The sequence below is a fragment of the Butyrivibrio sp. XPD2006 genome (genome assembly GCF_000420865.1).
Lineage (GTDB): Bacteria > Bacillota > Clostridia > Lachnospirales > Lachnospiraceae > Butyrivibrio.
Genome location: NZ_ATVT01000005.1, coordinates 133,397 through 153,180, shown reverse-complemented (window position 1 = coordinate 153,180; position 19,784 = coordinate 133,397). Strand labels below are relative to the sequence as shown.

Annotated in this window: 17 protein-coding genes and 1 riboswitch; of the genes, 5 read left to right on the top strand and 12 right to left on the bottom strand. The window is 43.6% G+C overall.

Annotated elements, in window-relative coordinates; genetic code table 11:
- Positions 1-16 precede the first annotated feature (16 nt).
- The 6 genes from G590_RS0107605 to G590_RS0107580 all read right to left on the bottom strand — a co-directional run bounded on the left by G590_RS0107605 (position 17) and on the right by G590_RS0107580 (position 7,301).
- Complete coding sequence (locus G590_RS0107605) at positions 17-766, bottom strand: hypothetical protein (RefSeq protein WP_022765072.1); 750 nt, start codon at positions 764-766, stop codon at positions 17-19.
- A gap of 216 nt (positions 767-982) precedes the next feature.
- Complete coding sequence (locus G590_RS0107600) at positions 983-2,689, bottom strand: ribosomal protein L7/L12 (protein ID WP_081641012.1); 1,707 nt, start codon at positions 2,687-2,689, stop codon at positions 983-985.
- A gap of 172 nt (positions 2,690-2,861) precedes the next feature.
- Positions 2,862-3,725, bottom strand: coding sequence for a carbohydrate ABC transporter permease (locus G590_RS0107595; RefSeq protein WP_022765070.1), 864 nt, complete (start codon positions 3,723-3,725; stop codon positions 2,862-2,864).
- Between the two features lie 13 nt (positions 3,726-3,738).
- On the bottom strand, positions 3,739-4,665 hold the full coding sequence (locus G590_RS0107590; RefSeq protein WP_022765069.1) for a carbohydrate ABC transporter permease: 927 nt from the start codon (positions 4,663-4,665) through the stop codon (positions 3,739-3,741).
- A 110-nt stretch (positions 4,666-4,775) separates the two neighbouring features.
- Complete coding sequence (locus tag G590_RS0107585; protein ID WP_022765068.1) at positions 4,776-6,212, bottom strand: ABC transporter substrate-binding protein; 1,437 nt, start codon at positions 6,210-6,212, stop codon at positions 4,776-4,778.
- A gap of 66 nt (positions 6,213-6,278) precedes the next feature.
- Complete coding sequence (locus G590_RS0107580) at positions 6,279-7,301, bottom strand: LacI family DNA-binding transcriptional regulator (RefSeq protein WP_026494007.1); 1,023 nt, start codon at positions 7,299-7,301, stop codon at positions 6,279-6,281.
- A 392-nt stretch (positions 7,302-7,693) separates the two neighbouring features.
- On the opposite strand from G590_RS0107580, the gene G590_RS0107575 reads away from it, so the two are divergent.
- The 3 genes from G590_RS0107575 (at position 7,694) to G590_RS18760 (ending at position 11,555) form a co-directional block, all read left to right on the top strand.
- Positions 7,694-10,132 (top strand): GH36-type glycosyl hydrolase domain-containing protein, encoded by a 2,439-nt coding sequence (locus G590_RS0107575; protein ID WP_022765066.1) that lies wholly within the window; start codon positions 7,694-7,696, stop codon positions 10,130-10,132.
- 116 nt (positions 10,133-10,248) lie between these two features.
- Complete coding sequence (locus G590_RS0107570; protein WP_022765065.1) at positions 10,249-11,031, top strand: M23 family metallopeptidase; 783 nt, start codon at positions 10,249-10,251, stop codon at positions 11,029-11,031.
- A gap of 29 nt (positions 11,032-11,060) precedes the next feature.
- A complete protein-coding gene (locus tag G590_RS18760; protein ID WP_022765064.1) occupies positions 11,061-11,555 on the top strand; it encodes a bactofilin family protein in 495 nt (164 codons plus the stop codon).
- 48 nt (positions 11,556-11,603) lie between these two features.
- On the opposite strand, the gene G590_RS0107560 is transcribed toward G590_RS18760, so the two are convergent.
- Positions 11,604-11,891, bottom strand: a complete 288-nt coding sequence (locus G590_RS0107560) for a YerC/YecD family TrpR-related protein (protein ID WP_022765063.1) — start codon at positions 11,889-11,891, stop codon at positions 11,604-11,606.
- A gap of 176 nt (positions 11,892-12,067) precedes the next feature.
- Here G590_RS0107560 and G590_RS0107555 point away from each other — a divergent pair, with 176 nt between their 5' ends.
- The gene (locus G590_RS0107555; RefSeq protein ID WP_022765062.1) at positions 12,068-13,804 is read left to right on the top strand and encodes a GGDEF domain-containing protein; all 1,737 of its coding nucleotides are present in this window, start codon (positions 12,068-12,070) and stop codon (positions 13,802-13,804) included.
- Positions 13,805-13,899: 95 nt separating this feature from the next.
- A complete protein-coding gene (locus G590_RS0107550) occupies positions 13,900-14,100 on the top strand; it encodes a cold-shock protein (protein ID WP_013281837.1) in 201 nt (66 codons plus the stop codon).
- Between the two features lie 136 nt (positions 14,101-14,236).
- Here the strand turns inward: G590_RS0107550 and hisA are convergent, their stop codons facing one another.
- From hisA to G590_RS0107525, 5 genes are all read right to left on the bottom strand, one after another.
- Positions 14,237-15,010 carry a phosphoribosylformimino-5-aminoimidazole carboxamide ribotide isomerase gene (gene hisA / locus G590_RS0107545; RefSeq protein WP_022765061.1) on the bottom strand — a complete coding sequence of 258 codons (774 nt, stop codon included), beginning with the start codon at positions 15,008-15,010 and terminating at the stop codon, positions 14,237-14,239.
- A 13-nt stretch (positions 15,011-15,023) separates the two neighbouring features.
- A complete protein-coding gene (dapB, locus tag G590_RS0107540) occupies positions 15,024-15,779 on the bottom strand; it encodes a 4-hydroxy-tetrahydrodipicolinate reductase (RefSeq protein WP_022765060.1) in 756 nt (251 codons plus the stop codon).
- On the bottom strand, positions 15,779-16,669 hold the full coding sequence (dapA, locus tag G590_RS0107535) for a 4-hydroxy-tetrahydrodipicolinate synthase (protein WP_022765059.1): 891 nt from the start codon (positions 16,667-16,669) through the stop codon (positions 15,779-15,781). Before dapA ends, dapB begins: the two co-directional genes overlap by 1 nt.
- Positions 16,670-16,766: 97 nt before the next feature.
- Positions 16,767-16,938: riboswitch (Lysine riboswitch) on the bottom strand.
- 92 nt (positions 16,939-17,030) lie between these two features.
- Positions 17,031-18,302: a metallopeptidase TldD-related protein gene (locus tag G590_RS0107530; RefSeq protein WP_022765058.1), complete on the bottom strand. Its 1,272-nt coding sequence runs from the start codon at positions 18,300-18,302 to the stop codon at positions 17,031-17,033.
- A 28-nt stretch (positions 18,303-18,330) separates the two neighbouring features.
- Positions 18,331-19,764 (bottom strand): TldD/PmbA family protein, encoded by a 1,434-nt coding sequence (locus G590_RS0107525; protein ID WP_022765057.1) that lies wholly within the window; start codon positions 19,762-19,764, stop codon positions 18,331-18,333.
- Positions 19,765-19,784 lie beyond the last annotated feature (20 nt).

Below are 19,784 nucleotides of genomic sequence, written 5' to 3'. Positions count from 1 at the left end.
ACCTCAGATATTGGATTTACTGAGTAACCGTATCTGTCACTGTCACTGCCTCTTCCGTGCTTGTTACTGTCTCTTCTGTGCTTGTTGCAGCCTCTTCTACGGCATTTTCTTTTACATCATCGGTTTCCACAGGCACTTCCATTTTCAGGCCATAAATGCCGCCCAGATAAAGAAATCCTGCATATCCGTTCTCATCAAGAAGTGACAATGTATCCTGATCAGCAGGAATCACAAAGCTGACACGATTACCTTTGTACTCCTGATCGAGGAAACTTACATACAAAGAAACATCCTGTCTCTCAGCAAGAGCCTCCATAACCTGCTTGTTGAAATTTATGAACTGAGAAGTCTTGACCTTAACCGTTGCTCCCTCAGGCGCGATCTCGATTCTCCTCGCAACATCACCCTGGAACGCGTAGTACGGAGCAATTGGTCTGAAATACCATATCTTGCCACACTCGGCACACATGTAATTGATGGTACCCTCAGCGGATTCACTCTCATTCATCTTGGCAATCCACTTGAAGTGATGGATATGATTGGGATCGTTCTGAAGTGCCTTTCTGGCTGCCTCAGCTTCCCTTTCCGCTATCTCTTCTTCAGTGAGCTCTGCCTCTTCCTGATCCTCAGTATTCTCAGTTTTTTCCTGTAAATCAACAGCCTCAGCCGCCCTTACAACTCCTGCCTTAGGTGCCGGAGCAGCGACTGCTGCAGCAAAAATCATAACCGATGAAAACAATACTACAAAAAGTCTGTTTACCTTCATTGTAACCCTTCCTCTCAGTTGTTTTCTGGGTAGCACTTATAATATATCACTATTTGGTTTTTATCTCCACAGATTACCCCAAACTTTATCACAAAGTTCAACTGCATATTCTTTGGTAAAAGAACTGTCCTGTTTCCTTATCTCATTCTCCTGCCCGAGTTCATCTGTGTATTCGGAGACATTAAAGAATAAGGTCTTTTCCATAATTCAATTATATTAATAATCGTAAGAAAAAGAAACGCTAAGTACTCCGCCGGCCATTTCAACAGCATCCATGAGCTTTCTTGCATCATCATATGAATAAGTGGTTAGTATCTGGCAAGGTCCTCTGTCCACAAGATCACGAGCTGTAGAAAAGCCCAGATCGGTTGTATCATCAATAGCAGTCATGACCTCATAATCATCATCGCCAACATCTTTCAAAGTGATGACAAAAAGATCCTTGCCGGCTACGTAATCAAAGTAATACTTTCCGTTGTCCTTGATCTGCTGTTTGATGGCATCGGATGCGCTGTCTCTTCCATAGATATAATCTATTGTTTCGCTGTTGATCACCAAATCCAGATTGGATATTCCCATATCATCAAATCTGATCTCCTGCAATGCAGGCAGATTCTCAATTCCATCAAAGCTTGAGATCTTATCCCCTCCGATATCAAGAGTTCTCAGACCGGCAAGCTCTTCACCAAACATATGGAAATCGCCTTCAATATCGGTTCTTGCGATATTAAGATCATACAGATGGGTCATATGAATGATCGGTGAAAGGTCTTTTATCCTGTTGTCACTGAGATTGAGGTAGGTCAGATTCATGTCTGACAAAGCACTGATGTCAGTGATCCTGTTTCCTGCAAGATCGATAGTGTCAATGTCCTCAGTGTATCCGATTTCCTTTAGCGGGCTGATATCACTTATCTGATTATATGCCGCAGAAAAGCTCATAAGGCTGGAGCCTTTAAGTGCAGACAGATTGCTGATATAGTTGTAGTCCACACTTATACTGTATATGCCATATTCGTCATTCAAAACAGGCAGTTCAGTAATCTTGTTCATGTCCGCATCAAGATAAAAAAAGTTAGGAAATGTCTCTACAATAGAAACATCCTTAATGCTATTCGCCTCAACAGTAAGCGCCTCAAGGGCTGAACAGCCTGTCAAAAAGTTAATCTCATCCAGGTCATTTCCGGATAGATTCAGCGTAGTTACTGTCCCAAGGTTTCCAATAACTTTTTTATCCAATGGCGTCTTCATATATGCCAGAGTCAGATCCTGAAGTCCCTCCATTGAAAGAAGAGGACTGTAATCTTCAATAGGATTCTCGGAAAGTCTGAGGGTCTGAAGTTCATTAAGTCCCTTCAGGGGAGAAATATCCCTAATATTATTTCTTGAAAGATGTACCTCTTTTAAATACTTAAGAGAAGCAAGGGCAGAAATATTCTCAATCTGTGCATCTGTAACGGTAAGGTTTTGAAGGTTTTCAAGCTCTGCAAGCTGATCAAATTCTTTCTGACCAATTCTTCCGCTTACAGAAAGGTATCTGAGCTCATAGCAATCCTTAAGCATGATCTCCTTATCTTCGTCAAATTCCCCGCGCAGATCCTTAAGAGAATTATAGACTGCTCTCTTCATATCTTCAGAGTAAAAATGCATCGGATGATCCTGCAGACCGGATTCTTTCCATGGGATCATTACCTCATATCTTCCATTGATGGAACCAAGCGCTGATCCGGTGCTCTTCTTTTTACTGCCCATTTTAGGCAAAAGAGCTATCGCACCGGCTATACATCCTGTCAAAATAGCCGCGATTAACAAAATAATCAAGATTGGTTTTAAAACAGATTTTTTCTTTGGTACCGGTGCTCCGCAGTTACTGCAGAAATTAACGCCTTTCATAAGTGGTTGGCCACAATTCTTACATTTCATTAACCAATACCCCGATTTTTAAAATTATTCCAAATCATAATCATAATATTACCTCCCCCATATGGCAACAAAAAGCTCCATAAAAAGCGAAAAGCCACGGCGTCGGGGAACGCCATGGCTTTTCAAAAACGCTTATAAAAGGAAAGAGTAAAATAGGAGGATAGCTAATTGATCATCCCTTTACTGCACCGGCTGATACGCCACCTACAATGTACCTTGAAAGAAGGAGGTAGATAACGATAACCGGGAAAATGGATGCAGCTATCATGATGTAAATCTGACCCATATCGAAACGGAGCCAGTCAGCACCACGCAGCTGAGCAATCATAACAGGAAGTGTCTTCTTGGTATCAGTGTGCAGGATCAGGGCAGGTGTGAAGTAGTTATTCCAGCTTCCTACAAAAGCAAAGATCATCTGAACACTGATAGCCGGCTTAATAAGCGGCATTATGATTGTATTGAATGTTCTGAACTCTCCTGAACCGTCAATTCTTGCAGCCTCAACCAGTGAAAGAGGCAGGTTACTCTCCATGTACTGCTTCAGATAGAAGTATGTAACAGGTGAAGCGATTGCAGGAATGATAAGAGGAACAATTGAGTCATCCATTCCAAGTCTAACGATCAAACGCAGGAAACCGAGTGCGGTAACCTGTCCGGGAATCATCATGATTGCCAGGATAAATGTTGCAATAGCAGCTCTTCCCTTAAACTGATATGTATTGATAGCATAAGCAGTCATTGCAGAGAAGTAAGTACAAAGCACTGCTGTGCAAACTGATACGATAATACTGTTTAAAAAGCCTCTCGCAATAGGAATAGTTCCGTTGATAAGGCTTGACCAGTTATCCAAAAGGTGTGTGCTGGGAAGTACTGTAAATCCCAGTGTCATCTCTGAATGTGATCTGGTTGAGTTAATAAGCAAAATGTAGAACCAAATGAGGCAGAGGAACGAAAAGAATATAAGTGTTATGTAAGCAATAGTTCTTCTTACTCCAATTGGGACTCCATGGGGTTTCATTGTTGTTTCGTTATTCATCCCTATTTCCTCCTTAATTCTTTTCTTTTGAACTGTTAATTCTGAATACTATAAGACTCAGAATACCGGTTACAACAAACAAGAATACTGACAAAGCACCACCACGACCTACGTCCTTACTTGTAAGATATCTGTTAAGGAGCATGATTACTGTGGTAAGGGCATCCATAGGATTACCACGACCGTTTGTCAAGATCTGAGGAACATCGAACATCTGCAGACCACCGATAAGAGATGTGATCAATACATAGATGAATATAGGACGGAGAATAGGCATTGTGATCTTGAAGAATACCTGTGAAGCTGTAGCTCCGTCAACCTGGGCAGCTTCATAAAGTGATGCATCAATACCAAGCATACCTGCCATAAGGAGGATGGTGGTATTACCAAACCACATCAAAAAGTTCATGAGCATTACAAGAATTCTTGAAGCAGTAACAAACTGGAAGAACTTGAAAGGCTCTTTGATAGCACCGAGACTCATAAGAATCTGGTTAACAGGGCCACTGTCTGAAAACAGTGCAAAGAACAACATTGAGAACGCTGATGCCATGATCAGGTTCGGCATATAGATTACTGTCTTGAAGAATCTCTGTCCTTTCAGTCTGAGTGAAGGATCTGAGAACCAGTAAGCCAGCAAAAGAGCTATAACAATCTGTGGGATGAAACCACCAACCCACATGATAAGTGTGTTGCCTAAATATTTCCAAATTTCCGGTGTTGTAAGCAGGTTTACATAGTTGGCCCCACCAACAAAGTTGGGTCCGATCTGCTTAAGTCCGGAACGATAGTTTTCAAAGAAACTGTTGTATATAGTTGAAAAAAGTGGAATAAGACTGAAGATGATATATGTCACAAAGAATGGTATAAGGAAAATATATCCCCAGCGGTTGAACTTAACCACATTATGATTGGCTTTAGTGGACTTGTTTTTGTCCATACCCTTACCTCCGCAAATATTTACTCTTTACCCTTGGATTTTTCAAGAAATTGCCTGCCGGACAAACCGGCAGGCAACTTAATTTTAAAACTCTGACACTTTAGCAGAAATTATCTTGTAAGCTCAGGATATCTCTGAAGTGCAAGTGTGTAGAACTGCTCAAGAGCCTCATCATATGTAGCATAGTTGCCATTGATGTAGTCGCCCATAGCTGTCTGGAAGTCACCAAGAAGACCCTGGTCATAAGCTGTAAGGTTAGCCATGTCGATGTTGTCAGCGCCTGCACAGAACATCTTAAGAGGGTTCTGTCCGCCAAGAACTGCGTTCTGGTAAGAAGGATCGTTTGCAAGCTCTTCCATAACAGGTCTGTTGTTTACGAAGTCATTGTCCTTAAGAACGATGTCCTTCATAACTGCAGGATCCATTGTCATCTTTCTCATGATATCAGCAACGAGGTTAGCATTGTCTGTACCTGTTGCAGCGCAGATCCATGTTCCGCCCCAGTAGAAGCCCTGAGGTCCCTCTGTAGCTGCCCAGCCACCATCGTGTGCTACTGAGCCTTCTACGTCAGCTGCCATACAGAAGTCGATCAGCCAAGCTGGTCCAAAGTAAGCAAATACCTTTCCTTCAGGATAGAATCCCTTGTTCCAGTCCTCGCCCCACTGGCCCCATGTGTTGCAGTAGCCAGCGTCTGCAAGCTTCTTAGAATCCTCAACCCACTTCTTAAGGTTGTCATCAACCTGGATCTGTGTTCCATTAACCCAAGGAAGCTTAGCGTTGTTCTGATATACACGGAATGTATCAGCTGTTGAAGAAATTACATCGTAACCAGCCTTGTCAAGCTCACCGGCTGACTCGAAGAACTTATCCCAATCAGCGAACTTAGCCTGGATGTCTGCAGGCTCATCTGTTCCGAATACTTCCTTAGCGATTGCTCTGTTGTAGATCATAACACCAGGGCAGCCCTGCCATGATGATCCCTTAAGAACACCGTTAGAATCTGTTACAACTGCCTGTGTGTATGAGTACTGATCCTTGAGCTCATCATCTGTGATTCCAAGGTCCTTAATAGGCATTGTGTAATCTGTATCTGTGTACTTAACTGCGTAGTCAGCCTCTACAAGGAAAAGGTCAATCTTGTCATCTGCTGCAGCGCTATCCTGTGCAAGAAGAAGCTCATCAAGTCTGTTCTGGTAAGCATTCTCCTCGTTAGGAGTGATCAGCCAGTTAACTGTAACATCACCGATCTTACCTGTTGTTCCATCAACTACCTCATATCCAGGATAGTGATCTGTAAGACGGCTCTTGAACTCCTCGTTCCATGCTGAAATATTGAGAACCTTGCCCTCATCAGCTGCAGGTGCTTCTGCTTCTGCTGCAGGTGCTTCTGCTTCTGCTGCAGGTGTCTCAGCTGCGGGTGCCTCTGCTGCAGGTGCTTCTGCTGCAGGTGCCTCTGTAGCAGGTGCCTCAGCTGCTGATCCACATGCTGAAAGCATTCCGGCTACCATTGTTGTTGAAAGTAATACGCCAAGTATTTTCTTTCTCATAACTACTTTTACCTCCCTTTTCTCTTAAAAGAATTTTGAGTTATATTTAAAACGGCTATAGCCATTTTAAACCGGGTTAATATTGGCGACTGATTCGCCTTTTTCCAAGGTTCCTTCTACTACTATCTGCTCTATGAGAGTTCCCTTGGGATTGTTGATAAGATCAATGAGCTTACTTGCTGCAACTCTTCCTATCTTATCTGTATCCTGAACTATTGTTGTCATCAGAGGACTTATCCTTCTGGCAAGTTCAATTCCGTCATATCCTGCTACGGATATATCTTCCGGAATCCTAAGTCCCTTTTGCCTGATGGCGTTCATCCCGCCGAAAGCTGCGAAATCATCAGAATACATGATGCATGTCGGCGGATCGGGAAGCTCTAAAAGCTTGGCAGTAGCTTCAAAAGCTTTTTCTGTATTTCTGTATGGACTTGCTACCATGTACTCGTCTCTTACCGTAACTCCCAAATCCTGTAGAGTGTTGTAAAAACTGGTAAGTCGTGACTGAGTTACTGCTGTATTCTCAAGTCCATGTACGTATGCTATCTTCCGATGTCCCTGTTCATATATATAAGTAACAAGATCTCTTATTCCCTTAATATTGTCAGAGACAATTGCAATTCTGTTATAGAAGGTGTGGTCAATTGTAACCACCGGGATGTTACTCTTAATAAGCTCATCCACTTCCGGATCCGAAAACTCTACACAGGCTATGACCACTCCGTCAAATCCTCTGTATATTGCGTGGGACAGATAACTCATCTTGTTGGATCTTGATCTGTCTCCATTAATAAAGGTAATGTCGAAACCTTCCTGCTCAGCTTTTTTCTTGAAGCTGTCGAGCACGTGAGAGAAGTAATCGTGGGTAAGTCCACTGTTGGCTTCGTCTACAAAGAGCACTCCGATATTATTGGACCTGTTTGTCTTGAGCGCCTGAGCTGCTGCATTGGGATGATATCCGAGCTTGTCAGCAATCTCTCTGACTCTCTCCTTGGTTTCCTTACTGATGTCGCTGTGATCATTAAGCGCCTTGGAAACTGTTGCTATTGACACTCCACAGGCCTTCGATATGTCTTTCAATGAAACAATACGTCTAGCCATCTGTTTTTCTCACGTTTTCTCACTTAATCGTTTTCGTAGTTTCAATATACAACGAAATTACTCTAAAATCAAGTTGAGTTTTTTAGTTTTTGTGCAATTTTGATATTTTTGTGAGTCTTTTACAAATTTGCTAACGTCATTTCATATATTTTTCCAAGTTTGTCCATAGTTTGTTCATATTTTCTTTAAACGTTTTCGATTTAAACGCACTCTGCGTGCGGCTTTTGCAAAGCTTATACGCATAAGTAAATGTAAACCTAGTATTTATGCGCTTTTGGGGAGTTGTAAAAAAGTTGAATTTTATGTTGAAATCCTGTACATTAACATATATAATATGCCTAGAATTTTTCTTAAACGTTTAAGTACAGAGGAGGTTACCTATGAAGTACGGCTATTTCGACGACAAAGCTCTTGAATATGTAATAACAACGCCCAAGACTCCACTTCCATGGATCAACTACCTGGGCAACAAAGAGTTCTTTTCACTTATTTCCAATACCTGCGGAGGTTATACATTCTATAAGGATGCTAAGCTCCTGCGTCTTACAAGATATCGTTACAACAATGTTCCTTATGATAACAACGGTAAATACTTCTTTATTAAAGATGGTGATACTGTTTGGAATCCCGGATGGCAGCCTGTAAAGACAGCTCTGGACAGTTATGAGTGCAGACACGGTCTCGGCTACAGCACATGGGTTTCAACCAAGAACGATATCGAAGCCAAGGTTCTTACCTTCGTTCCTATGGAGGACAACTGTGAGGTTTCAAAAGTAACTCTTACTAATAAGAAGAGCAGCGATGCGAAGGTAACTCTCTTTTCATATGTAGAGTGGTGTCTGTGGAACGCTGACGATGATATGAAGAACTTCCAGAGAAACCTTTCAACAGGTGAAGTTGAGGTAACAGATGGCGGAAGCGTTATCTATCACAAGACTGAGTACAGAGAGCGTCGTAACCACTATGCTATTTACGGCGTTAACACCAAGGTAGACGGTTTTGATACAAGCCGTGATGATTTCCTTGGTGCATACAACGGACCTGACAGCCCGGATGCAGTAGCTGCAGGCAAGTGCACCAATTCAATAGCAAGCGGATGGTCACCAATCGCAGCTCATCAGATCAACGTTGATCTTAAGCCCGGCGAGTCCAAGACCTTCGTCTTCACTCTCGGTTACATTGAGAATCCTGAGGATGACAAGTGGGAAGCACCTTCAGTAGTTAACAAGAAGCCTGCTGTAGCAATGCTTGCCAAGTACAACAACGAAGCTGCTGTAGACGCAGCTCTTGCTGAACTCAAGAAATACTGGAGCGAGCTCCTTTCAATCTACCATGTATCTTCTTCCAATGAGAAAGTTGACCGCATGGTTAATATCTGGAACCAGTATCAGTGCATGGTAACATTCAACATGTCAAGATCTGCTTCTTACTATGAGTCAGGTATCGGCCGTGGAATGGGATTCAGAGATTCATGTCAGGATCTTCTCGGATTCGTTCACCTTATCCCCGACAGAGCAAGACAGCGTATCATTGATATCGCTTCTACTCAGTTCCAGGATGGTAGTGCATATCACCAGTACCAGCCACTTACCAAGAAGGGCAACTCCGATATCGGATCAGGTTTCAATGATGATCCGCTTTGGCTCATTGCAGGCACAAGCGCATATATAAGAGAAACAGGTGACCTTTCAATCCTTGATGAGATGGTTCCTTTCGATAACGACATGAGCGTTGCCAAGACTCTTATGGGACACCTTAAGTGCTCATTTGACTTCACAGCAACCCACAAGGGACCTCATGGTCTTCCTCTTATCGGACGTGCTGACTGGAACGACTGTCTGAACCTCAACTGCTTCTCTGAGCATCCCGGTGAGTCATTCCAGACCTTCGGACCTTCAGAGGGACCTGTTGCAGAGTCAGTATTCATCGCCGGAATGTTTGTTAAATACGGTGAAGAGTATGCTCAGCTTGCAGAACTCAAGGGTGACAAGGCAGAGGCAGAACGCGCAAGAGCTGAGATCAAGAAAGTTTACGATGCTGCTACAACAGCAGGTTGGGACGGAGAATGGTTCGTACGTGCTTACGATGCCAACTCCAATAAGGTCGGATCCAAAGAGTGTGAAGAGGGACAGATCTACATCGAGCCTCAGGGCTTCTGTGTTCTTGCAGGAATCGGTGTTGAAGAAGGTCTCGCAGAGAAAGCTCTTAAGAGTGTTGAAGAGAGACTTGATACCAAGTACGGAATCATGATCCTTCAGCCCGCATATACCAAGTATCACTTAGAACTCGGTGAAGTCAGCTCATATCCACCGGGATACAAGGAGAACGCAGGTATCTTCTGCCACAACAATCCTTGGGTTTCTATCGCAGAGACAGTTCTCGGCCACGGAAACAGAGCTTTCGATATCTACAAGAAGACATGTCCTGCATACGTTGAAGAGATCAGCGACATCCACTGCACAGAGCCTTATGTTTATTCACAGATGGTTGCCGGCAGAGATGCCAAGTTCCACGGTCAGGGCAAGAACAGCTGGCTCACAGGTACAGCAGCTTGGACATTTGTAAACATCTCCCAGTACATTCTGGGTGTATATCCTACACACAACGGACTTTCAATTAATCCTTGTGTACCTGAAGACTTCGGCGATTTCCAGATCACAAGAAAGTATCGCGGAGCAACCTACAACATTTCAGTTAAGCAGAATGGTGCTCAGAAGGGCATCAGCAAGCTCACTGTAAACGGCAAGGAAGTTCAGGGCAATGTTATTCCTTACGAGGAAGGTGTTAAGGAATACACTGTAGAAGCTATCCTCGGTTAACAACCTTCTTAAATACAACAAAAACCGGAGCCCGGGTGCGATCATCGCATCCGGGCTTTTGGTTGCGCAAAACCTATCATATATGTTAAAATAAAGTGTTTAAGGCGGAGGTTTATATGAGCAAAGATACAAAGCCCAGAAAACACAGACATAAGAGGCACTATACTTTCATGGTTATATCCGGTGATTCTGACGGAAGCACAAAGAGGCTCCATCTCAATCACTTTAAGACACAGCTTTTAGCTTACATAGCTTTTGGTATAGTACTTGCCATCATCTGTTATATTATTTACTCAGCTATTACCATCAATCATCTTCGTTCAATTGAACTTGATCAGAAAACCCGGATTGATGAACTTACTACCGAGAGCGCCACTCTTGAAGCTTCCAACAACGAGCTTGAGACCAAGGTACAGCAGCTTTCGGCTGCACTCAATCAGAGAATTGAAGACGAACAGATTTCCGCCGAGGAAGCAGAAACACTTGCTGTTCCCACAGGATTTCCTTTGACAGGAACCGCGTCCATGACACCGGCTTTAGATGACCCGAACGAAACCCAGGTAACTAAGATTACGGAAGACAACAAGGATACAGCCACAGGCAATCCTATTGTTCTATTTGATTCCGCAGCCGGAAACAGTGTAATTGCATCAGGTTCCGGTACTGTTCAGACAGTTACTACCGATGTCAAATTCGGAAACATGGTCACCATCGATCATGGCAACGGTTATATCTCAATTTACAGAAACAGCGGCGATCCTCTTGTGACAGAAGGATCCGCCATTGATAAGGGTGATATCATCTTTGTTATATCTGATAACAACATATCGCTAGGCTATCAGATACAACAGAACGAGCAGTATATCGACCCGGAGGAACTTATAGAAATCAACGGGTGATAACCCGGGTATTAGATGGAGGGAATTTCATGTTTGGAAGCAAAAAAGAAAACAATGTAGATCCTGCATTGGAACAGGTCGGAACCATTATCGGTCCCGGAGCCATCCTTGATGGTCCTCTTACCACCAAAGATTCCACGAGAATCGATGGCACCGTAAATGGCAACGTAACCATCAGCGGAGCACTTATTGTAGGACAGGAAGGCAAGATCACAGGTACCGTTTCAGCAATGAACGCATACGTTGCAGGCGAGATAAACGGCAATGTATCCGCACCTCAGGGGAAGGTTGAGATCAGTGATACCGGCAAGGTTATCGGAGATGTGACCTGCAAGGGAATCATCATTGATGAGAACGCAGTATTCCATGGCAAATGCGATATGACATCTATTGACAAGAGTTCTGCAGAGATTGCCAAAGAGCGCGCCGTTGCCGACAAGTCTTCCGAAGAAAACTCAGAAGAGAAAAAAGAAGAAAATAAGGAAGATGATAAGGATAATAAAGACAAGAAAAACAAAAAATGATCACATAAAAAGAGGCTACAATGTAGCCTCTTTTTTTAACGTCATCATTTAATCCTGCATTCTGGTAAACACCAGCTCGTATCCGTCATCTCCATAGTTAAGAGATCTGTTTACTCTACTGATTGTTGCTGTAGAAGCTCCGGTCTTCTCGGCAATCTCAAGATATGTCTTTTTATCTCTTAGCATCGAAGCAACTTCAAATCTCTGTGAAAGTGATAAAAGCTCATTTACTGTACACAGATCCTCAAAGAAGCTGTAGCACTCCTCTTTATTTTGCAGGCAGAGTATTGCATCAAACAAGTGATCAACAGCATCTGTTCTGATTTTTTTGTTCATTTCGGTCCCTCCAACCATTAAATTTGATGTTGACTATATTCCGTCAACAAAACTTTCATGCTTAAATATTTTATCACGCTAAAACTTTAAAGTAAAGTCCGCAGCTCACATGCTTTTTAACCGTCATATTTTGATATATAATAGAGTTAATGTTATTTCATTTATGAGGAAAATATATGAAGGACGTTAGTTTTTACGACATAGTCATCTCAAAAAAGGACCAGAAAATAGTATCTGCGGATTCCTGGATCTATGATCAGCTCGGCAATTATGCAGTAAAGCCCATGAATGAGCTCATAGCTGTCGAGGACATGGATATATATCTGAATAACATTAAGAATTGCGATGGAAACTGGTATCCCAGCAAGTTTCTCTGCCCTCATACCATGTATTACACCTATATGAAGGCAGTCAGGGAAAATGAGGACTTCATAAGGCTCACCATCGTAGACGCCGCCGATCTCCTTAATGCTCACAGTTCCTTAATGAGGGTCATAAATATATTTCAGGCTCAGCTTGATATGTATGAGGATGTTTACTTTGTATTCACCCCCGGCGAAGAAAGTGTCAGCGTATTCAATACAGAAGTTTCCGATTTCCAGACAAAGCTTTATTCCTTAAGTGAATTTGAGCATATCCTGCTCTCAAGAGCTGTGGGTGATCAGATTGATAGCGTAAAGAGCTTTATCACTCAGGTAAAATCCTGCGTCGGCAGAAGTACCACAACCGTAAAGGGCAATCTTTTAAACAATGATCCGGACGTTTCACATACTATCCTGGATGAATCCTTTGTCTTCTATGATCAAGAAACAAAAGGTGTTGTAGGGCATATTCAGCTCTTAAGGAATCAGGGAGCCGTCAAGATAAACAGCATCAAACACGATTCCATGACCGGGCTTCTTGAAAAAAGCGATATCCTTAGAATTGCCAAAGAGAGGATTGATGAGAGAAGGCTTGAAGGCACTGCCCTTGCAATCATAGATATAGACTTTTTCAAGACCGTAAACGACACCTTTGGTCATCAGTTTGGTGATGAAGTTGTCAAAAGAATTGCCAGCATCATATCCAATGAAGTTGGAACCGATGGCATATCCGGGCGATTCGGCGGCGATGAGTTCCTTGTTGTGCTCTATGATATAGAATCAGAAAAAGAACTAAGAGCCAAACTTAAGGGAATAAAAAACAAGGTAACAGCTACATTCCCCGATAAAGGAATTGATAAAGACAATCCTCTTTCGGTTTCCATCGGTGCAGCTGTTTTCCCCAAGGACGCAGAAAACTACGACGAGCTGTTTGAGATCACCGATCACTGCCTGTATCTTGCCAAGGAAAAAGGCCGAAACAGGTATATCATATACACACCCGAGAAACACGGAACTCTTGAAGAGATAAGGCACAAACAAAAGAATACAAGAAAGATAAATGAAAGAGATCTCTCCTATGGTGATGTGATCGTCAAAATGTTCAACATGGCCCTTCATGACAAAGCCAGCACCATTGAGCAGTACATGTCGGAATTTGCCGAGGCCTTCGGTCTCCAAAATGTTATGCTGTTTGTAGGAGAACCCTTTAAACACAGATATTCAGCAGGAAGCGATGCTATAAACGACAAAGTTGCAACAGACTTCGTTGTAAAGATATTAGATAGTCCCGAGCTGGAACAATACTTTGCGCTGGACGATTTCGTTGTTATAAACCGCCCCGAAACGCTCCCGCCTTTTGCCCATAAAATCAAGGAATTCCTGGATAAAAGAGAGACATACTCAATAATCTATATCAGGTTTTTTGACAAAGATAACAGAAAATGTATATTCATCATTTCCACTGTCGGAAAAACAATACTGTGGAATCAGACACACTTTAGATATTACAGGGCTTTCATCGATCTGTTATCCCTCCACTCTCTTGGCTAAAATCGCTTTACTTTTGCGTACTAATGTGATATCGTAAATATGTTGTCATAGACAACGTAACATATTTATCTTTTTATTTTTGTGGAGGTATTACGATGAACAAAGGTACTGTTAAGTGGTTCAACAACCAGAAGGGTTACGGCTTCATTTCTGACGAGGCTGGAAATGATGTATTCGTACATTATTCAGGACTCAACATGGAAGGTTTCAAGTCTCTCGAAGAGGGCGCTTCTGTAGAGTATGATGTAATCCAGGGCGAAAAGGGACCTCAGGCCGTAAACGTAAACAAGCTTTAATTCAACGTAACTAAAGCGAATTAATCAGACTACAAGGTGCCTTATTCTAAAATAGATTTATTTTGAATTTGCAAGATTGTAACAATGATTAATAAAAAGAGCCATCCGATTTTATCGGATGGCTTTTTTTGGCTATTTACTTACTGAATATTTTCTGCATGTCTGCTATCTTTATGGAGCCGCCGAATATATCAAGGGCACTGCCAACAGTCACATCTATTTTCCCTTTTCCGACTTCTTTTAAGAGTTCAAGATCGCTAAGACTCTTAACACCGCCTGCGTAGGTTGTGGGAATCTTGCCCCAGTCGCCCAGGATCCTTGCCACGTTCTCTTCAATCCCCTGCTGCTTACCCTCAACATCAGCTGCATGAACCAGAAACTCATCACAATACTCTGACAGTTCATCAAGCGTCTCTTCAGAGAGCTTCACCTTGGTGAACTTCTGCCACCTGTCAGTGACAATATAGTAGTCACCGTCTTTTTCCCTGCAAGAGAGGTCAAGAACAATACGTTCCCTGCCTACCGCCTTCACAAGCTTTTTTATCGAAGGGATACTGATATTGCCGTTCTTGAAAACAAACGACGTCACAATAACATGTGATGCTCCGGCTTCTATGAATCCGGCAGCATTTTCATCGGTTATTCCGCCGCCTATCTGCAATAGTCCCGGTGTTGCCTTAAGAGCTGCCATAGCCTGCTCTCTTGTCAGTTCATAGTAAGGACTTCCCGGAGGATTAAGAAGAATTATGTGTCCTCCGTAAAATCCCATCTCTCTGTACATATTGGCATAAAAGTCAGCACCTTTTTCAGATACAAAATTCTCTGTGGCACTTTCCCTGCTGTCAAGGCTTCCGCCAACAATCTGTTTTACTTTGCCGTTGTGAATATCAATACAGGGCCTGAATCTCATATACTTTCAAACCTCACTGAAGTACATCGCTCATATCGTACATTCCTGCGCTCTTTCCTGCCAGGAACTTGGCTGCCTGAATGGCGCCCTTTCCAAAAATAGCTCTTGAATATGCTCTGTGTGAAAGAGTAACAACCTCATCAAGTCCTGCAAAGATAATGTCGTGATCTCCCACGATTGTTCCGCCGCGTACCGCTGAGATTCCAATCTCTTTTACAGGACGCTTTTCTCTTCTGGTGCTCCTGTCATACACATATTCATATTCATTGTTAAGAGACTCATTGATTGAATCAGCCAGAGCGATTGCTGTTCCCGAAGGAGCATCAAGCTTCTGGTTGTGATGCTTCTCAACGATTTCAATATCAAATCCTGCTGCCGCAAAAAGAGGCGAAACCTCCTTAAGCACTTTTATCAGTGCATTTACTCCGACTGACATGTTAGCTGACTTGAGTACAGCAACCTTAGCCGAAGCCTCTTTTACCTTATCAAGCTGCTCAGCTGAAAGACCGGTTGAACAAAGAACTACCGGAACCCCCTTGGCTGTGCAAAAATCAAGCAGTCCGTCCACTGCAGATGCATTGGAGAAATCAACAATTACATCCGCATCGACATTACACTCCGAAAGGCTCTTAAATACAGGGAAGTCGTAGCTGCTCTCTCCAAAAGCATCAACGCCTGCTACAACCTGAATATCCTGATCTTCTTTGCAGAGATCAACGATCACATGACCCATACGGCCGTTGCAGCCGTGCATTATCATCTTAACCATTATTTAACCTCCAGACCGAACTTTATCATCTCTTCCCTGAGCTTCTCCTGATTCTGTGGCTCCATCTCTGTGAGAGGAAGACGAAGAGGCCCTGCGTTAAATCCGATCATCTTAAGTGCTGATTTAACGGGAATAGGATTGACCTCTGAGAAAAGAGCTTTTACAAGAGGATAAGCCTTGAACTGAAGCTCACGTGCCGCAGCAAAATCACCGTCCAGACACTTCTGGCAGATCTCGTGAGTCTGTCTCGGAGCTATGTTTGAAAGAACTGAGATTACACCAAGTCCTCCTACAGACATGATAGGAACAATCTGATCATCGTCTCCTGAGTAGAGATCGATACATCCTTCTGCAAGCTGCATCATCTTGATGGTCTGCGAAATATTGCCTGTTGCATCCTTGATTCCCACAATGTTCTTGTGCTCTTTTGCAAGCTTAACAGCTGTCTCAGGCAGAATGTTACAGCCTGTTCTGCTGGGCACATTGTAAAGAATGATCGGAATATCTATAGCATCCGCAATGGCTGAGAAGTGAGCAATAAGTCCACCCTGAGTAGCCTTGTTGTAGTATGGAGTTACCTGAAGTACACCGTCTGCACCGTACTCCTGCGCAAGCTTTGAAAGCTCGATTGCTGTCTCTGTGCAGTTGGAACCTGTTCCGGCAATTACCGGGATTCTCTTTGCTACCTTGTCGATACAGAACTTGACTACTTCCATGTGCTCTTTCTCAGACATGGTTGCTGCTTCGCCTGTAGTTCCGCAGACGATGATGGCATCTGTTCCGTTCTGAACCTGGAATTCAATAAGTCTTTCGAACTCCTCGTAATTAACCTCTCCATTTGCTTTGAATGGAGTCGCAATGGCAACTCCTGCTCCCTTAAATATAGCCATGTTTTCCTCCTTCTTGATCACCTTAGATAAAGAAAGGCTCATCAGAAATCCTGATGAGCCGCCAAAAGCCTAACAAAAATAAACCATAATGATTAAGCTTATTGATAGCGCCCCATCTTGCGATGACAGTCATACAGTTCTTAACTGTATGCCCAAGCGTTCAGCGTACAGGCACTGAACCTTTCGGCGTATTTCCCTTTCGCTCCGTATCAACTGCTCCTGAAGCATCCACGAAGTTACTCATTAAATACGCAACCTCTATCTAATGTCTTATGTGTTTTTTAAATAGTACAACGCAGGTCAATGCTCTGTCAATACATTGGCATTTTTTGCCATGAACTGAGCATTATCCAAGGTGTCTTCAGGCTCCTGTAACTGTGACGTCAGCGATCTTTATTGCACTTGGGATCAGCGAAGTATCGTACTGGCTGAGTTCTTTAGAGAGTCTGACATTTTTGATCAGGTCAGAAAGAGTCCCTGAAACGGAGCCACCGGTGACAGGTGTTACCTTGTCACCCTCATGCCAGTAAGCAAGTCTTATCTCACCTGCGATATCTCCTGTGATCGGATCAACGCTGAAATCGGAAAACTCGACAGGCTCAAGATAATTGCCACATCTAAGCTCACTCTCTGAGAGTTCTCCGCCCTCGGCAGCAAAATTACTTGCAATAAAAGAATCCTGCACTCCCAGATAATAGCTGAACTGTACATCTCCCCAGAAGTTCTCCGGAACATTGTCCTTTAAGATGTACATGTCACGGATCTCTGCTCCCTGTGAATCCACAGGTGCATTGTAAGAAGAGTTCGGAAGCTCTTTTACCGCCTTGACGGTGAAAGTATCGCCCTCAACATTTTCGCAGATAGCCTTGCCCTTCTCCCAGTCCGAAAGTCCACGATACTTAAATGCTGCGTGCATCTTCATTGCGAACCATTTAAAGAGCTCCACGGCATCAGAAGTTGTAAAAAGAACGTCTGCCTTATCCAGGGCAGGTGTAGGAACGGCCACAAGTCTGTCTTTTCCGAAGTTCAGGGTCTTCGAGATCTCTTTTACCAGATTCTCCTTGTCGCAGGTTCCTGAAGTGTACATGCGATAGAGCTCGATCTCATGGTCGTCATTTCTTGCATTTACAACCACCTCAACCGTTGAAGACGGGTAGCTTACTGTAACGTCGATACCCTCTGAGTTTACATATCTTCTTGTGCAGCTCTCGGCAAAAATCTCGTATGAATTGATGTCCTCTCCGCTTGTCTCGGGGATCTGCTGCATTACCTCTATGAAATCTCTTGCCATCTTGGCGGGATCAAAGCTTTCTCCGCCTCCCTTGACCGGCTTTTTGTTGAGTTCAAAGTAAGGGTTTTTGACATAGGCAGCTCTGTTATAGAGGTCTGCTATGATCTTTTGTGCTTCCTCATCGGAAGCAGTGGGCGCTATCTCCTGAGTTGCACTTCCTAGAAATTTGCCGTCCTCCAGCTTTCTGTATACGGTAACTTCTATGTGCTCGACGTCGCGCACTCTGTTCTGGTCAAGCTGATGTCTTATAAAGTAAAACTCCCAGGCCTTGACGCTTTTATCTTTAACTTCCCAGGCATCTGCGCCTGAGTTTTTCAAAAGTTGTATTATTCTGTCAGTCATAATTTACTTCCTCTATCTGAATTTGTTATCAACCGAGTTTGGCAACAGCCTTGAGATACGGGCCTCCGTCAACAGTCTTGACCCATTCCTTGTGGCCTTTACCGCATGCGCCGTTTCCGTGAGATTCGTAGTCTGTGCTTGCCATGGATATTGAGCCCAGAAGATCCGGCACATATCCGGTCATGATAACAGGTGAAATAACTTTGCCCGTGAGCTTGCCGTCAATGATCTCATATCCCCTGGACACGATGCACTGAATTCCCCAATGCTTGGGATCCTCCATGCCTGAGTCCATGCCCTCAAGAAGATATCCCTTCTTGACGCTTGCTATCATCTCTTCTTTGGTGGAAGTTCCGGGATCAAACATCGTATTGGTCATTCTGGTGTAAACCTTGTGCTCGAAGTTCTCTCTCTTACCGTTTCCTGTGGGCTTTGTTCCAAGCCTTAAAGCCGCGAGTGCGTCGCAAACGCCGGTCTTAAGGATTCCCTTGTCGATCTCGATGACATCACCTGCAGGTGTTCCCTCGTCGTCAAAGGCATAGCTTGTAACGTCTCTTACGCACTTTGCGCCTTCATGCATGGTCACCATATCAGAGCCGACTCTCTTGCCGATATATTCAGCTCCGAGAGCTCTCTTTTTAACGAACATATCCATCTCAACGCCGTGACCGAAAGCCTCGTGGGCGATAAGTCCGGAAACTTCGGGAGAAGTGATGATCTCATATTCTCCCGGAATGACATGGTCTGCACCGAGAGTATCGTTAAGGCCTCTGAAGCTCTCTTTTACAGTTTCTCCCAGACCGTCAAAGATCTCAGGTCCGAGCCTGTCGGATATTCCGCTGTAGCCCTGGTCGCTCTTGCCATCCCTTGCGCCGATCATGAACACGGTTCCTTCCGAATATACATAGCTCTGGCGAAGATCTTTATTGGCCGTCAAAAACATCTTGCAGATGTGGGTGGACTGAGCCACGCAGTTGCAGTCGATGACTTCATCGGAGAGCGCCACACCCTCGTCGCTGAATTTCTGGAGCTTATCAACAAGCGCCGAGAGATCTGTCTCCTCGGGAAGAGACCCTGTCTCCATCTCCACGAAGAGCTCCTGCTTCTCATCATCAAGCTTTGGTGTGTTGTAGACTTCAGAATTGGTGGTCTTTAGTACGGACAGCTGGGCGTCCAGAACGCTTTTCACCTCTGCCGCCATGTCTTTTGCCTTATCATGATCAAATCTGTTAAAAGAGTATTCGCTGTAAAGACCGTCTTTGTAAACCCTGACAACGTTTCCTCTCTCTGTGGTAAGTGTTGATCCATTAATAGCCTTAACGCGCTGCGATACTCTGACATTGAATCCGACAGAATCCGTGGAAAGAACGCTGACATAGTCGTAGCTCTTCCCAAGCTCTGCTATCATTTCCTTCAATCCAGGCGCGATTTCATTTAAATATGTGGAAAATTTCGCCTTCATATTTTCCCCTTTCATAACAT